Raw genomic sequence first — 15559 nt, 5'->3', positions numbered from 1 at the left:
TGATCGGAGATCGAGTTGAGGCCACTCGCATGCAGTGGCGAAAGAGAACCAAACGGATCGGACATTCGAAAGTTACCTTCAGGGGTACATAGTGAGTTTCTTCTGCCGTCAGTGTTCGCGATTGGCAATCGGGTGACAAGACCGGTTCGGATTCGACTAAGCTGTCTGCACCATTTTCCCCGCCTTTGACCCACCTTTCCCGCCTGGAATCTGTCCATGAAGCCCGCATTTGCCCTCTTCGCCCGAGCCGGCGAGCCCGCTCGCCTGTTTCACGTCGTGTTTCACGCCCGTTTTCTCTCCGCCTCCCCGTTTGGATGTCGGCTTTCCGCACGAATCGCGGCCGGTCTTCTCGTCGGGATCCTCGGAATGGGCGGCGCCACCGCACAGGAAAATGCAACATCCGGGGGGCAAGCCGACCACGGCGGCGAGACCAAAACGGTTGTGGATTCACCCCTGAATGCCACCCCCGACGAACTGCAGGGAATCATCAGCGAAGAAGATCGGCAGAAAGCGATCGAGCGATGGGAGAAGGATATCGCGAAGTTCGAAGAGTTGGACCAAACGCAGCAGGATCCGGACAACGCTGTCATGCTCCTAGGCAGCAGCAGCATCCGTTTGTGGAGTCAAGCCGCAGAGATGTTAGCACCGTATCCGATCATCCGCCGAGGTTACGGCGGGGCCCGATACAGTGACATGGTGGTGTTTGCCCGGCGTTTGATCTCGCCTCACCAATACCGGGTCCTCGTGGTGTTTATCGCCAATGACATCACCGGATCGGAACAAGATCGCACAGTGGATGAAGTTGAAAAGATGGTGATGCACGTGATCGGTGTCTCGAAAAAGTATCAACCCGACGCCCCGATCTTGCTCGTCGAAGTCACTCCCACGCCTTCACGTTGGAAGGTGTGGCCGGAGGTTCGCAGGCTCAACGAGATGTTCCGCGAAGTGGCGTTGACCCAGCCGAACGTGTACTGCCTGACGACGGCGGAGTATTACCTCAACGCCGATGACACGCCGCGTTCGGAACTGTTCCTCAAAGACATGCTGCACCAGAACGAAGCCGGTTATCTGATTTGGGGCGATTTAATCGGAAGACGTCTCGACGAAATTTTGACCGACGAAGAAGTCCAGGTCAGTGCCGCGGCGGGTGTCGAAGGCGAGTAGTTTTTTTCGGTTCTCTTTTCGGGTAGTGGGTCGTGTGAAAGCTGTCTGTTGCCGATCGTCGGTTTTTATCCCAGTGGGATTTCGAGCCATTAGCCCCAGGTCGCGTCGGCGCACCTGGGGAGATCGATCATAGGAAGCCTGACCGACCCCGAAGGCGGTCGCAGCACAACCGTCTTGACGAATCTGCGACCACGTTCGGGGGCGAGACCAAGCGATGCTCTCAATTCCGGCGGTCGTCGCTTTGCTCGACCGCCGGCCAATTGGTAAAACGCCTTCGGCGTAAAGATACTCGTGGGTAATCAACGGCATGTGAAAGATCCTGCGCCTAAGAATCTTTGACAAGATCCACTACCGCCTGCCCGAGTCTGAACACGCTCGAGAAAACCGTATCCCTAGGAATACGATTCGTCTTCTTGTTCGAGCATTGTGCGTAGTCTCCGCATCGCTCGCAGGTAACGCATGCTTGCTGCAGGAGGTTGCAGGCCGAGGGCCTCAGCGATTTCTAAATTGCTGAGGTGCTCGTAGTGACGCATCCAAATGACTTCGCGGTCGGCGTCGTCGAGCCGATCGATCGCCAACTCGACGCGGCCGGCAATCTCTCGCTGGGTCGCGATGGCGGCGGGTGTCATTGAGGGGTCACAGAGTTGGATCGCTAAATCGACCGAAGATTCATCGACGCCGCCACGTCCGCCGGCATGCATCGGTTGTTCGCGGTCCATGTTCCGTTTCGCGCTGCCGCGATGGCGACGATAGGTGTCGATGATTTGGTCCCACGCGATTTGGCGGAGCCATAGGTGAAAGGCCATTACCGGATCGTCGAGGTATTTTTCTAACCGGCCGCTGGCTTCGACGAGAACCTCCTGGACGACATCGCTGACGTCGACGCGTTGTTGGACTTTACGGTCCAAACGCATTTCCACGAGGCGGCGAACGCCTTCTCGGTGGCGATCGAGCAGACGATTGACCGCATCTGGGTCGCCCTCTCGCGCAGCCTGAATCAGGACGTCGGTGTTTTCGCCTCGGGGCCAGATCGATTTTGTCATCGGTGTATGTCGTCTCCTGCTTGCATATTAGCGAGTCGGCTACGCGCCTGGGGGGACGGCGGAAGAAAACGCATGGAAAGGAGACGGCGTTGAGTGCGATCTCGCATTAAGAACCGATCACGAGGGCAGAAGGTGATCGAACGGGCAATTCCGGATCCAGCACGTTTTACCCGGGCGATTCGCCCCGAGCTCACACGGCCGTTCGGCTCCGACACGCACGGCTGGATTTGCGTGTCTGAGTATGAACGGCCGCGGGCGGGAAGCGGGGAAACCGTTGCAAGGGGGGCTACACCGTTTGCTTGGCGTGTTTGCCTTCGGCGAATTCTTCGATCGCTTTCTCGCAGAACGCGGGCAAGTCGTCAGGGTTGCGGCTGGTGACGAGCCCTTCGTCGCAGACGCACTCTTCGTCCACCCAGTCGGCACCCGCGTTGGTCAGGTCGGTCTTCAAGCTCGGCCACGACGTCACGCGGCGTCCTTCGACCACACCGGCTTCCACCAGCGTCCAGGGGCCGTGACAGATCGCGGCGACCGGTTTGTGTTGTTTGAAGAAATCGCGAACGAAATCAACCGCTTCGTCGTTGACCCGCAACGCGTCTGGGTTGAAAACGCCGCCGGGCAGAACCAACCCGTCGTAGTCCGATGCGGAGACATCACCGACGATTTTATCGACGTCGAACTGGTCTCCTTGTTTATCGTGGTGTACGCCTTGGATTTTGCCGGACTTGATCGAAACCAGATGCACGGTCGCTCCGGCTTCTTTGATCGCCTCCCATGGCTTGGTCAGTTCGACTTGTTCGAACCCGTCGGTGGCGAGAAAGGCAATCTTCTTGTTCTCGAGAGTTTGGTTGCTCATGAATCATTTCCTTTTTTGATCGTTGTGCTGTCAACGTGACGAGTCATCGTTCACAGGCATGTCGTTTTCAATTCAAACGCTCCACTCAACCGGCAGAACCAGAGACTGGCGTCGATGAGGCGGCGTTACGATCAAACGAAGGAAGCGATTCGCATGCCAAAGCGTTCAGGCGATGGGGGCCCGTGCTCGCTCGAAAAGCCAAGAGCCGGTCTGCGTTCAGCAGACGCCTGCGCTTAGTCAGTTGCGTTGTTGGTTAGTACTTCATGTCAACTTGATTTTCGGGTAGTGGACGAGGCGACGAGTCCTTGATGCACTAGTCACGCAAGGAGATTCCTTGCGTCATCCACTACGATTCCACCCCAAAGCCACGCTGCAGTGGAATACTACTTGTTCTCTTGCCAGTGGCTCTCTTAACCAGAGGCTACGAGCGGCCCATTTGTTGCCAAAGTCCTGCCGAGGCACGGATGCCGCGATGGAAGTCTTCCAACGCGAACTTCTCGTCCGGGCTGTGAGCCGCGTCATCGTTCTGTCCCCATCCGAGCAGCAACACGTCGCAGTCGAGTACTTCTTGGAAGCGGGCGAGGATCGGGATCGAGCCGCCTTCGCGAATCATCACCGGTGCGACGCCAAATGCCGATTCCACCGCGGCCGAGGCTGCTTTGGTGTAAGGGCTGTTCGCGTCAGCGAGCATCGCGCCGGCGCCGTGATCCGGTTTCAGCTCAAACGTCACTCCGGTCGGACAGTGACGGGCGAAGTGTTCCTGCAGTTTCTGCGTGATCTTCACCGGGTCTTGATTGGGGACGAGACGGTGGCTGAATTTCGCCGAGGCTTTGGCCGGCAAGACCGTTTTAACGCCTTCGCCTTGGTGACCCGAGGTCAGTCCGTTGATGTCGAACGACGGGCGTGCCCATCGTCGTTCATCGGTCGTGTAGCCGGCTTCGCCTGCCAACTGTTTCGCGCCGACGCTGCGGGCGAACTCTTCGTCATCACTGCCGAGTTGCTTCCAGGAGTCGCGTTCGATTTCGGGGATCGGCAGCACGTCGTCGTAGAAGCCTTCCACGGCGATCGTGCCATCGGGGCGGATCATGCTGGCCATCATCTGACACAACGCGATGGCGGGGTTCATGACGGCGCCGCCGAACGAACCGCTGTGCAGGTCATGGCTCGGGCCGTCGATGAACAGTTCATACGTGGCGATTCCCCGCAGCCCGCACGTGATCGCCGGGCGACCGGGGCCGTACTGGCTGCTGTCGCTCACGACGACGACGTCGCAGGCGAGTTTGTCCGAGAGCCGCGGCAGGTGCTCTTCGAGGTTCGCACTGCCGACTTCTTCTTCGCCTTCGATCAGGAATTTGATCTGGATGGGCAGCGTCCGGCCGCTCGATAGCCATTCGCAAACGGCGAGGACGTGCGTGAGCACCTGGCCCTTATCGTCCGTGGCCCCGCGGGCATAGATTTTTCCGTCGCGGACATCCGGCTCGAACGGAGGGCTCGTCCACAGGTCGAGTGGTTCGGGGGGCTGCACATCATAGTGTCCATAAACCAGAGCCACCGGGGGCAGTTTTCCATCGGCTGCGGCGGGCGGCGGCGTTTCGGCGTAAATCAGGGGAAAGCCGGCGGTGGGGATCGATTCGGTTTTCAGCCCGGCCGCTTCGAACTTGTTCTTGACCCACTCGGCGGCCCGGTGAACATCATCTTTAGCGGACGAATCGCTGCTGATACTCGCGATCCGCAACCACTCCTTCAGTTCTTCCTCGAAACGACCCGCGTTTTCGGCCAGGAAATCGACAAAGTCACCGGGCAGTGTTTCCTGTGTTCGCGTTTCCTGGGTTGGGGAATTTTCGGGCTGGGAATCTTCGGGGGAAGGCTTGGCGGTTTGAGACATCAGTGGGCTTCAAGTCTGCAGGAATTTTGGTGGTTCATGAGTGTCCGAACGATTGCCGCGACGAGGGAATTTGTAACGCCGTTAACCCCTGCGGGTTGGGCGATACGTGCCGTGGTCGGTACTGCAACCTTCGGAAAAATCAATACTTCAGGTCTAACAGGTGCAATCCTCTCGCGGCTACAATAACGTTTTTGCGGAACAATCGTGAACCGCATCAAACAGGAAGCCGTTCGCAGCCGGGAATTTTCTCACATCAGACGCGAACCGATCAGGAGAACTCCAGGAACTATGTCCATCGAAGACAATATGTCCAACGAAGAGAGCATGTTTGACGAAGAAAACATGTTTGACGAAGTCGTCGCAGTTGCGGTTGCCGAGCCGGAAACTGAGCAAGACGAGCGGAATGATGCCAAACCGAAGCGACAGCCGCCTTATCACGTCATTCTTTGGGACGACACCGATCACAGTTTCGACTACGTGATTACGATGATGAGGGATCTGTTCCGGATGCCCATCGAGAAGGGCTACCAGGTCGCCAAAGAAGTCGATTCGAGTGGACGGGCGATTTGCATGACCACCACGCTCGAACTCGCCGAACTCAAACGTGACCAGATCCACGCATTCGGCAAAGATGAACTATTGCCACGTTGCAAAGGTAGTATGTCTGCCACCATTGAACCGGCCGAAGGCTAGTACGCACCGAGGTGAAACCACAACGAGGTCAACCCGCAAAGATGAAGTCTCGAAGCGCATCGACAATCCTGAATGAATCCTATCTCGAGACGCGAGCGAAACTGCTCGAGGTGGCGGCCATCTTTGACCGTATCGACCGGGCCGGAGTCGAGCCGTCCCGTCGTGGCTGCGAAGAATTGACCGGAGAAGATGCGATGCGCCGAGAGCAGCTCTCACAGGCGGTTCGGATCCTGTTGGACGATTCGGCGAACCGGGCTGAACAGATTCAGCAGTTGTTCTCGCGGGAGTACAATCCCGATTGGCGGGCCGCGTTCGGCTTGATGCCCGAACACGCATCGACCGCTCAATCCCGATCGCAAGAGAGTTAAAGAAATGGATTTCATCGACCCGCATCTGCACATGGTCAGCCGCACGACGGATGACTACGAAACGCTCGCCAGGATGGGATGTGTCGCGATCAGTGAACCGGCTTTTTGGGCCGGTTTTGACCGCGGCAGTGCCGACGGATTCCGTGATTACTTCGAACAACTCACCGCCGTCGAACCACGTCGGGCGGCTCAGTTCGGGATTCAGCATTACTGTTGGCTGTGCATCAACGCCAAGGAAGCCGAAAACGTTTCCTTGTCGCGCGAAGTGATCGCCATGATCCCCGAGTTTCTCGATCGACCGGGCGTGCTCGGCATCGGCGAAATCGGGTTGAACAAGAACACCAAGAACGAGGCAACGGTGTTCCTTGAGCATCTCGATCTCGCGATCGAGCATGACCAGTTGATTCTGATCCACACCCCGCACTTGGAAGACAAGTACCAAGGCACCCGGATGATTCTGGACATGTTGTGTGACGACTCGCGAATCAACCCGGATCGCGTGCTCGTCGATCACGTCGAGGAGCACACCGTCGCCGAGGTGCTCGATCGTGGCTTCTGGGCCGGGATGACGTTGTACCCGGTCACCAAGTGCACCCCCGATCGAGCAGCCGATATGATCGAGCGGTTTGGCGGCGAGCGGTTGCTCGCTAACTCAGCCGGCGATTGGGGCGTCAGCAAACCCACGGCGGTCCCCGATCTGATCTACCAAATGCGACGCCGTGGCTGTGATGAGGCGTTGATCCGCAAGGTTGTGCACGACAACCCGAGCGAGTTCTTTGCCAAGAGCGGGAAGTTCGTCGAACCGGTTCGCTAGTCGCTTCTGTCAGCTCTCTTTTCGGGTAGTGAATCTTTTTAGAGAGCCTCATAGCAGGATCTTTAGCAAGATCCACTACCGCAAACCCGAAGGCGAAGCTGCGTTGGAGGTACGAAGGCGATCTGCGGTTGATGGAAACGCGTCTATGCGGATCGGTATGATTCCGTGGGGCGTCGCCTTCCCGTGACCGCCATCGTTTTCCACCCTAGCAGAAATCGCTGATGACATCGCATCGCATCGGGGGCGTGATTCACGCTTACCAAAAATACGATCCCACCGCGTTCCCGCCGCCCACGCAGGAACCGCCGGATTTGGTCACGCCCGCGTTCGAGCAGGCGATGATGTACGGGAATTTTCGGCAGCTCACCGAGGAAGAACTCGCCAACGCCGTGCGTTTGGATCCGTCGCAGATCGCCGGGCTCGGGCCGAGTATCGATTTCCTGCGGGCGTTGCTCGAAGAACGCAAGCGGAAGATTCTCGAGACCTACGAAACCCGCGTCGTCAACAAGAAAGCCCGCAAGGCGTACCACAAAGCCGCCACGCGTGTTCGGCCACCCGCCGCGATGGAGAAGATGTTCCGCGTCGCGGTCAGCCAGGAACAGCCGTTCCTGATCGAACGGTTGTGGTACCAGGCCGGTGACGACAACAGTGACCTCGCACGCGACCTCCTCGCTACCGGTGCGGCGATGAGCGACAAGCACAACATTGAAGAGTTGGCGACGAAGTACGAATTCACCGGCAACGAAACGATGACGATCCCGAAGGCTCTCGAGATCAAAGAGGAACTCGAGAAGATCGACGAGTTGCTCGAACAACTCGACCAAGCCGAGAAGACGGCGCAGATCGGGATCATCGATATGGAGATGTTGTCCGAGTTCGCACAGCCGGGTGACATGCGGCAACTCGAGGAAATGCGAAACCAGGTCGAGAACCTGCTCCGCGAGCAAGCCGAACGTCAGGGGCTGCAGCGTCAGGCCGATGGGAAGGGATTCACGCTCACACCGCAGGCCTACAAAATCTTTCAAGGGCGTTTGCTCGAACGTATCTTCAGCGAGCTAGCGCCCTCACGCAGCGGACGTCATGAAGGCGACGTCGTCGGTGAGGGGGCGGTCGAATTGCAACAGACCAAACCGTATGAGTTTGGGGACAGTGTCGCGAATTTGGATCTGCCGCAAACGGTCATTAACGCGTTGATCCGCCAGGGTGACGAGCGACCCCTGCGTTTGCACAGCGACGATATCGTTGTGCACAAGACACGCAACCACCCCAAGTGCGCGACCGCGGTCATCATGGACATGAGCGGTTCGATGCGCTACGACGGCCAGTACATCAATGTCAAGCGAATGGCGTTGGCGCTGCAGGGACTGATCAACAAAGACTACCCGGGTGACTTTCTCCGGTTCATCGAGATGTACACGTTCGCCAAGTTGCGTTCGCCGGGCGAGATCATTGAGTGCATGCCCAAACCGGTCACGATCCACGATCCCTACGTGCGGTTGAAGTGTGACATGAGCAACCCGGAGGTCAGCGAGCATCAGATCCACCCGCACTTCACCAATATCCAACACTCGCTGCAGCTCGCACGGCAGAACCTCGTCAATTGCGACACGCCGAACCGACAGATCGTGCTGATTACCGACGGGTTGCCGACTGCACACTTCGAAGAAGAAACGCTCTTCATGCTCTATCCGCCGGACGTTCAGACCGAAGCGGCCACGATGCGTGAGGCGGCGTTGTGTCAGAAAGAAGGGATCACGATCAACATCTTCTTGATCCCGAGTTGGTCGCAGAGCGAGGAAGACATTCGGTTTGCCTACCGCATGGCGCAGTCAACACGCGGACGGGTGTTCTTCACCAGCGGCAAGGATCTCGACCGGTTTGTCTTGTGGGACTACGTGCAAAACCGCCGAGACATCATCTCGTAGCCCCGCTCCGTTCTCGGGCAGTGGGTCTTGTGAAAGATCCTGCTGCATGAGGATCTTTCACAAGATCCACTACCGCCTACCGGAAAACCTATCGGATCGTGACCGACGAGCCTTCCGAGAGGATTCCGAAGACATCGCGTGAGTAGTTGCCGGCGATGCTGATGCATCCTTCGGTCGTCGCGCTGTCCGACTTCGGACTGCCGTGCAGGCTGATCCCTTGGCCGAGGTCGATCCACATCGAACCGTATGGGTTGCGTGGGCTGCCTGGTGGGATGGGAGTGCCGGCCATGTCGTAGTAGGTCTTGGCCGATTTCTTTTCTTGGATCGTGTAGGTGCCTGGTCGTGGCTCAGGGTCGTTGCCGATCCCGACGGGGAAACGTCCCGCGTACAAGTCACCCAGGAACAGAGTGAGTTCTTTGTTTTCGAGGTCCACATCCGCTCGGAAGGGGCCACGCACAACTTTTAGGTCGGTTCCTGGCAGAACCGTGACCGGGTCGCTCACGCCGTTTATGTTGGCCAACAGTTGCCAAGGCACGTCGTATTTCTGAGCAATGTCCATCAGTGTTTCGTTCGATCCGACGCGGTGTGGTTCCTCAAGAAGGTGTTCCGACGAGTAAATCACATCGCGAGCGAGCGGGTCGAGGCGGACGAGCAATTGCTCACGCTGTTCGCTGCTGAGATTGGGGGTCTCGTAGAACAGGCTCAGCGTAGCGAGAGCCTCACGTCGTCGGTCTTCGTTGTATTGTCGGTCTGCGGTTGCGATCGCGTTGGCCAGGCCCGCGGCGGCGACGTCGGACGCGGTTCGGTTGGTCGGCGATGTGATCGACGTGGATGCCGAAGGTGGGATGTCTTGGAAACCGATCGAGTTGGTTGCGTTCGCCGGCGAGTTCGTCGTCGAGGCGAGACTGCTCTCGGTCATTTGGATCGCTTCGTTCGGGTCCGGCAGGCTGAAGTCGGAGCCGGTCGAAGGATAGTCGCGAGCCGCGTCGGCTGCGATTGCCACGGGCGTGGCCGAATCGCTGACCTCGGGAAGTCGACTGGCGCCCTGGGAGGCACCGATGTCGCTCATTTGGAACGATTCAGGCGATGTCGGTTCGGTCGGTAGCGAGTCCGCGGGGAATGATTCGTCGATCGAATCGAGATTGGATTCGAGATCAGCGAACGTTTGGTCGACCGGGCCGAAGTCGTTCGATGGACCGGTTGCGCTGTCGAGCGTCGGCTCGGAATCCATCGCGGCCGGGGCGGACGCAAAATCATCAAAGTTGGTTAGGGTCCCGTCATCGATCCCAAAACTGCCAAAATCCTCGGGCAGCTCATCCATTCCCGATTCCACCAACAAGGATTCAACGCCTTGCGGTAGCGGGTCTGGCGGCGTCGTCATGGAGACGTAGGCGCCGTAGAGCACGGTCATCATGAGAACAACAATTGCGGATGTCTTCAGCGTTTGCACGGCGGTCTCTCCCTGCCGGTGGCTGTTTGCCGTTCGAACTTGGTGCCGAAGCACGCTACTTCGTGGCAAACAGGTGTGCGTGGAAACGAATGAGCGGCAGCGCCACAATCCTTGTGGGCCCGCATCAACCCAAGGCATAGCGGAAACCGGGGCGTCGCTTCCAGATCAAATTGATTGCTTTCGCGCGGGAATGTTCGAGTTTCCCACCGATGTTTCGCATTCGTCCGAGACGTCAATTGATCTCGCTACAGCGGATCTCGCTACAGCCCTGTGTCGCGGACGAGGCAGTCGTGTCGGGCCTCCGCGGTGCGAGAGCGGTTTGGAAGATTTTTCTGAAACGCTGTAAGGAGTCCGCGTTCACTCGGTATTCCCTTTCGACGCCGCCATCGCCGGCGTGTTGAAACGAAAAACCAACCCAAACAAAAACACGGGAATTAGAAAAATGGGATTCGACATAAAAGACAAAACGGTGCTCGTCACGGGCGCCAATCGTGGAATCGGCCGAGTGATCGTCGAAGAGGCGATCGAGCGAGGAGCTCGCAAAGTTTATGCGGCCGTCCGAGAAACGGAGTCCGCCGCCCCCTTGGTCGAGGAGTTTGGCGATCGGATCGTGCCCATTCGTGTGGATTTGGCGGATCCTGAATCGATCACGGATGCCGCCACTCAGGCGACCGACGTCGACGTGGTGGTCAACAACGCGGGTGTTCTGACGACGTGCGGCCCGACGGACCCTCAAGCGTTTGACGCTTTGGAATTCGAATTTGGCGTTAACGTGTTTGGAATGTTGCGCGTGGCCCAGGCTTTCGCCCCTGTGTTGCAGGCCAACGGTGGCGGCGCGTTTGTGCAGCTCAACAGCGTCGCGTCCGTCAAATCGTTTGCCGATCTGTCGACGTATTGCGCATCGAAAGCGGCCAGCTACTCGCTCACGCAGTCGCTGCGTCAATCGCTCGCGGATCACGGAACGCACGTTGTCAGTGTTCATCCGGGGCCGATCGCGACCGACATGTCGCACGACGCCGGATTCGCTGAGGTGGCGGAGCCGCCGACGTTGGTGGCTACCGCTATTTTCGATGCCATTGCGGAGGGGCGATTCCATGCCTGGCCAGACTCGGCGGCGAAGCAAGTCGGAGCCGCGTACGGAAGTTTTGCCGAAAACGTCATTGAGTCTTCAGAACATGAGCACACCGCCGCAGACAACAACCCAAAGGAGAACGCCGTTGAGGAGGTACACGCCGTTTGAGTGAATGCTGTACACGGGCTGTTGATTTATTCGTTTAACGGGCAGCCAAGGGCGGCCTACCTGCTACTGCACGTCGCCTACGGCTACCGGTTAAACGAAAGCAGGTTGACTCTTGATTAAAAAGCAGGTTGACTCTTGATTAAATCGACAAACCGTACGCAACGGGCTGGTAAACGCAGCGGGCTGGTAAACCAACTGCAAATGACGCTCTGCCGAGAACATCAATCAGTCGGTCCGTCGTCCGGCGCGGGGGCTTTTTTGCCGATAGCCCGCGGCCAACGCCGATCGGCTCATGAATTCTCAGATAGTCCCTCAGCGGGGTGGTGACACCGTGATACAATGCGGCGTCGTTCCATCCACTCTGCCGAGGCACCTCATGACCGAAACTCCGCTGACGCGAGCAACGTTATTGCTCAGGCTGCGAGACGCGGCGGATTCGGAGGCGTGGGGAGAGTTTTTGCGTGACTATGGACCGATGCTTTATCGGTTCATTCGCAGTCGCGGGTTGCAGGATGCGGACGCCGCGGACGTTGTCCAAGACGTGCTCCGAAGTGTTGGAGCGGCGATCGGTCGGTTTGACTACGAGAGAGACAAGGGAGGTTTTCGGGCGTGGTTGTTTACGATCACGCGGAACAAACTGGCGACTTACTACGAAAAACGAATTCGAGCGAATCCGACCGCCGGCGATACCGCTGAGTTGGACCTGCTCAACCAAGAACCAGGCGGCAAGGACGAATTGGCCGAGAGTTGGGAACGTGAACACCAACGCCAAGTCGCCGCCAAGGCGATGAGGTTGGTCGAACCGAAAACGGAACCAAAAACATGGAAGGCTTTTACTATGACCGCAGTCAACGGAATGCCCGCCGACGAGGTGGCCGCTCAATTGGGAATGTCCAAAGGTGCGGTGTACGTTTCCAAGAGTCGTGTCACCGCCAAACTTCGCGATGAAGTCAATCGAATCATTGCGGACGAAGACGCAGGAGAGTTGAATTGAACGTTATTGATCAATGCCCCAATCCGGTCGAGCTGAGCGAACTGATTCAATATGAATTGTCCGAGGCCGATACGGACCGGGTGACGCAGCACATTCAGAATTGCACGACCTGTCAACAGAAACTGCAGACGATCGCCAGCGGTGATGTTCCGGTCGAAGAGCTCGTGCAGGAATTGAAGGAGCAAAACCCTGAGGGCGGTTCGGCGTTTTGGGCCACGATCGAACGCCTGTCTGACGAGGTGCGCTCTCAACAAACGATCAATCTTCCCGGCGGCAGCCAGGCGTCGAGTGCGGACACCAGCAGTTTTAACAACGCGGGAAAGCACGACTCGGCAACGCCGCCGCCACACATCCCCGCAAGCACAAACCAGCCCGAGGATCTTTCGTTTCTCGAACCATCGGATGACCCGGCGTACCACGGGAAGTTGCAACACTTCCAAATCGCGCGGGTCATCGGACGCGGTGGCATGGGAGTGGTTCTCGAAGGCTTTGATACGCACCTGCAACGCAGCGTCGCGATTAAGGTGTTGAACGCGCAGTATCAACAGAACGATCTTGCGCGGCAGCGGTTCTGCCGTGAAGGTCGCGCCGCCGCAGCGATCTCGCACGAACATGTCGTGCAGATGTTTCAGGTCGCCAAAGCGAACGACGACGGCATTGCCTACTTGGTGATGCAGTTGATCGAAGGCGAGACGTTGGAAAACCGGCTGCGCGAAGGTCAGTCGCTGCCTCCGAACGAAGTGGCTCGGATCGGGATGCAGACCGCCGCGGGGTTGTCCGCTGCGCACAAACGCGGCATGGTGCATCGCGACATCAAACCCGCGAACATCATGATCGAGTCCGAAACGAATCGAGTGAAGTTGACCGACTTCGGGCTGGCTCGAACCGCTGACGACGTCAAACTGACCAAGACCGGGATGGTGACCGGTACGCCGCTTTACATGTCGCCCGAACAATCCGTCGGCGAAGAGGCGGACGAACGCAGCGATCTGTTTTCGCTCGGTGCGGTGATGTACGAGATGGCGACTGGTGTGCCCCCTTTTCAGGCCCCGTCGGCTCTCGGGGTGATGCAGCGAATCGTCAATCACCATCCTGAACCGCCGCACAAGATCAACCCGTCCGTTACGAGGCCGCTATCCGATTTGATCATGTCGCTGCTCGAGAAGTCAGCCGACGATCGTCCGGAATCGGCTGCCGAGGTGGCGACCGCACTGGCGTCGATTGTCAGTGAATACGGACCGATCTCTCCGCTGCAGGTGCCGAGTATCGCGGCCAGCGAGGTGAAGAAACTTTCGGGCAGCTATCGACGCGGCGAACGTCGATGGGCGATCGCAGCATGGGTCACCGCGGCGCTAGCGATCATGGTCGCCTTGGCGAGCTTCATGGTGATGCGTCCGGATCTCGGTGATGATTTCCCTTCGGTGGTGTTGCCTGATAACCCGGGGACGGTTTGGGCGTCCGACTTTTCGCCCGACGGCGGTTCAATCGCTTCGGCGGTGGAGGACGGGAGTGTGCGGATATGGGACGTCGGCACGCAAACGCTGAAAAAGAGCTTTAACGCACACCGTGACTTGGTGTGGTCGGTTGCCTATCACCCGACGCGTCCGATGCTGATGACCAGCGGAGGCGACGCGATGATCAAACTGTGGGATACGAAGAACTACGAAGTCGCCAGAGAGTGGAAGGCGACCAGTTCGGTTCGCGGTGTTGCGTTCTCGCCGGACGGTAATCGGATCGTCGCCGGAGACCGCGACGGTGTTCTGCATGTTTGGGACATCGACAGCGGCGACGAAGTGGCTTCGGTGGAGACGCCGGGATCGATCCTCGGCGTGGATTACTCGGCCGACGGAAGGTTGGTCGCCAGTGTCGGGCACGACAAGGTTGTGCGATTGTTCGACGCGGAGACGTTGGAGGAACGGCAGTCGATGTCGGGGCATGACGGAGTCATCTACAACGTCCGATTCGCGCCCACGGGGCCGTTGGTTGCCACGGTCGGTTGGAACAAAAACGTGCGTGTTTGGAACAGCGAAACCGGGACCGAAGTGTTGAACCTCGAAGGCAGTGAAGGCGACGTTTGGAGTGTGTCGTTTTGTACCGACGCATCGCACTTGATTACCGGCGAGCAAATGGGCGCGGCTCGCGTTTGGAATCTGGCGGCCGGCAAGCCGGTTGCGACTTTGCGAGGGCACTCTTCGGCGGTCTATAACGTCGCGCTCAACCCCGCTTCGCATCACATCGCCACGAGCAGTCGGGATGGAACCGTGCGGGTGTGGGACATGAGCTGCGTCGCGAAATAGTTTCGCGAACGTAGACTCGCGAAGAAATCGCTGTCTCGCGAAAACTTTTGCTCGGCCGAGTCGCTGACGCACGAACCGAGGGTCGGTCTCAGGATCCGCTCTGTCTCGACTTTCGCAGCGGTCGGCTCGGCTTTCTTGCCGTGATCTTCGGCGGTGCGTGGGGACATCGACCGCCAAGCTGCGTTATTGCATGCGAAGGGTTTGTGCGTGCGAGAGGATTCTCTCGTGTGGCCCCTTTCGAGTCCGCGAGGCTCCTTGCGAGTCTACCGGGGCCGCGGATGCTGGCGTACGTTAGTGCACATCGGTGCGCTGCTCATCCGTGTCGACCGGATTGTTTATAATTACCGGCGGCGTGTCCTTGGATCGCGGGTGAGCTTGATGCATGCGATAGCGGGTCACGCAAAAATCGGCTACGAAAACACCGGCGACACAAAAAGGGGCCATGCAAGGCAAAGAAGCGGGGCACGGGATTGCGAATCGACCGAAAGTTCGGCTCAGCAAAGAATTCCCTGACCTAATTCGCGATCAAAGCGACATGACTAGAGAAGAAGAGGGTGGCTGAAGGGACTCGAACCCTCGACCTTCGGAATCACAATCCGACGTTCTAACCAACTGAACTACAACCACCGCATGATTTTCGGCGACGAACGCGACTGATAGTGCCGCTCGCCGATGGCAGAAACAATATCTTTCCCGTTCCGGTCGGTCAATGGCTCTGGAGCGAGAACTAATCGCAAAAAAATCCGATTTTATTCATTTAGGAACTATGACGAATCGGGTCATGACGCGACTATATCTGACACACCAAGATGTATTTTGACGAAGGGGCGATT

The 15559-nt window shown here is 58.1% G+C and carries 12 protein-coding genes and 1 tRNA gene; 8 read left to right on the top strand and 5 right to left on the bottom strand.

All coding sequences use genetic code 11. From position 1 onward, the window contains the following. The first annotated feature begins 216 nt into the window (after nt 1–216). Nucleotides 217–1164: a GDSL-type esterase/lipase family protein gene (locus RSSM_RS04185; protein WP_008674869.1), complete on the top strand. Its 948-nt coding sequence runs from the start codon at nt 217–219 to the stop codon at nt 1162–1164. A gap of 392 nt (nt 1165–1556) precedes the next feature. Here the strand turns inward: RSSM_RS04185 and RSSM_RS04180 are convergent, their stop codons facing one another. The 3 genes from RSSM_RS04180 to RSSM_RS04170 form a co-directional block, all read right to left on the bottom strand. Next, nucleotides 1557–2207 carry a sigma-70 family RNA polymerase sigma factor gene (locus RSSM_RS04180; RefSeq protein WP_008674867.1) on the bottom strand — a complete coding sequence of 217 codons (651 nt, stop codon included), beginning with the start codon at nt 2205–2207 and terminating at the stop codon, nt 1557–1559. A 286-nt stretch (nt 2208–2493) separates the two neighbouring features. Continuing rightward, nucleotides 2494–3060 (bottom strand): type 1 glutamine amidotransferase domain-containing protein, encoded by a 567-nt coding sequence (locus tag RSSM_RS04175; RefSeq protein WP_008674865.1) that lies wholly within the window; start codon nt 3058–3060, stop codon nt 2494–2496. A 421-nt stretch (nt 3061–3481) separates the two neighbouring features. Beyond that, complete coding sequence (locus RSSM_RS04170; RefSeq protein ID WP_008674861.1) at nt 3482–4945, bottom strand: dipeptidase; 1464 nt, start codon at nt 4943–4945, stop codon at nt 3482–3484. Between the two features lie 306 nt (nt 4946–5251). Here RSSM_RS04170 and RSSM_RS04165 point away from each other — a divergent pair, with 306 nt between their 5' ends. The 4 genes from RSSM_RS04165 (at nt 5252) to RSSM_RS04150 (ending at nt 8745) form a co-directional block, all read left to right on the top strand. Next, a complete protein-coding gene (locus RSSM_RS04165; protein ID WP_236620927.1) occupies nt 5252–5638 on the top strand; it encodes an ATP-dependent Clp protease adaptor ClpS in 387 nt (128 codons plus the stop codon). A 41-nt stretch (nt 5639–5679) separates the two neighbouring features. Then, nucleotides 5680–6006, top strand: a complete 327-nt coding sequence (locus RSSM_RS04160) for a hypothetical protein (RefSeq protein ID WP_008674857.1) — start codon at nt 5680–5682, stop codon at nt 6004–6006. 4 nt (nt 6007–6010) lie between these two features. Beyond that, complete coding sequence (locus RSSM_RS04155; RefSeq protein ID WP_008674855.1) at nt 6011–6820, top strand: TatD family hydrolase; 810 nt, start codon at nt 6011–6013, stop codon at nt 6818–6820. A gap of 221 nt (nt 6821–7041) precedes the next feature. Continuing rightward, the gene (locus tag RSSM_RS04150; protein ID WP_008674853.1) at nt 7042–8745 is read left to right on the top strand and encodes a VWA domain-containing protein; all 1704 of its coding nucleotides are present in this window, start codon (nt 7042–7044) and stop codon (nt 8743–8745) included. An 88-nt stretch (nt 8746–8833) separates the two neighbouring features. On the opposite strand, the gene RSSM_RS04145 is transcribed toward RSSM_RS04150, so the two are convergent. After that, nucleotides 8834–10249 (bottom strand): L,D-transpeptidase family protein, encoded by a 1416-nt coding sequence (locus RSSM_RS04145; protein ID WP_008674852.1) that lies wholly within the window; start codon nt 10247–10249, stop codon nt 8834–8836. A gap of 388 nt (nt 10250–10637) precedes the next feature. Between RSSM_RS04145 and RSSM_RS04140 the strand changes: the two genes are divergently transcribed. From RSSM_RS04140 to RSSM_RS04130, 3 genes are all read left to right on the top strand, one after another. Further along, the gene (locus RSSM_RS04140) at nt 10638–11435 is read left to right on the top strand and encodes an SDR family oxidoreductase (protein WP_044301052.1); all 798 of its coding nucleotides are present in this window, start codon (nt 10638–10640) and stop codon (nt 11433–11435) included. Nucleotides 11436–11811: 376 nt separating this feature from the next. Continuing rightward, a complete protein-coding gene (locus RSSM_RS04135) occupies nt 11812–12429 on the top strand; it encodes an RNA polymerase sigma factor (RefSeq protein WP_008674848.1) in 618 nt (205 codons plus the stop codon). Continuing rightward, nucleotides 12426–14726 carry a WD40 repeat domain-containing serine/threonine protein kinase gene (locus RSSM_RS04130; protein WP_008674847.1) on the top strand — a complete coding sequence of 767 codons (2301 nt, stop codon included), beginning with the start codon at nt 12426–12428 and terminating at the stop codon, nt 14724–14726. The genes RSSM_RS04135 and RSSM_RS04130 overlap by 4 nt, the downstream gene beginning before the upstream one ends. A 553-nt stretch (nt 14727–15279) precedes the next feature. Here RSSM_RS04130 and RSSM_RS04125 read toward each other — a convergent pair. Next, a tRNA-His gene (locus RSSM_RS04125) sits at nt 15280–15353 on the bottom strand. Nucleotides 15354–15559: the final 206 nt, after the last annotated feature.

It is taken from the genome of Aporhodopirellula sallentina SM41 (assembly GCF_000346505.1).
GTDB classification, from domain to species: Bacteria; Planctomycetota; Planctomycetia; order Pirellulales; family Pirellulaceae; genus Rhodopirellula; species Rhodopirellula sallentina.
Note: the sequence above shows the minus strand (reverse complement) of the source record. Positions and strands in the feature narration are given on the sequence as shown.

Coding starts and splice junctions, on each gene's coding strand:
- RSSM_RS04170 (WP_008674861.1), bottom strand. CDS start 4,945: ATGTCTCAAACCGCCAAGCCTTCCCCCGAAGATTCCCAGCCCGAAAAT.
- RSSM_RS04165 (WP_236620927.1), top strand. CDS start 5,252: ATGTCCAACGAAGAGAGCATGTTTGACGAAGAAAACATGTTTGACGAA.
- RSSM_RS04180 (WP_008674867.1), bottom strand. CDS start 2,207: ATGACAAAATCGATCTGGCCCCGAGGCGAAAACACCGACGTCCTGATT.
- RSSM_RS04135 (WP_008674848.1), top strand. CDS start 11,812: ATGACCGAAACTCCGCTGACGCGAGCAACGTTATTGCTCAGGCTGCGA.
- RSSM_RS04175 (WP_008674865.1), bottom strand. CDS start 3,060: ATGAGCAACCAAACTCTCGAGAACAAGAAGATTGCCTTTCTCGCCACC.
- RSSM_RS04160 (WP_008674857.1), top strand. CDS start 5,680: ATGAAGTCTCGAAGCGCATCGACAATCCTGAATGAATCCTATCTCGAG.
- RSSM_RS04140 (WP_044301052.1), top strand. CDS start 10,638: ATGGGATTCGACATAAAAGACAAAACGGTGCTCGTCACGGGCGCCAAT.
- RSSM_RS04150 (WP_008674853.1), top strand. CDS start 7,042: ATGACATCGCATCGCATCGGGGGCGTGATTCACGCTTACCAAAAATAC.
- RSSM_RS04155 (WP_008674855.1), top strand. CDS start 6,011: ATGGATTTCATCGACCCGCATCTGCACATGGTCAGCCGCACGACGGAT.
- RSSM_RS04185 (WP_008674869.1), top strand. CDS start 217: ATGAAGCCCGCATTTGCCCTCTTCGCCCGAGCCGGCGAGCCCGCTCGC.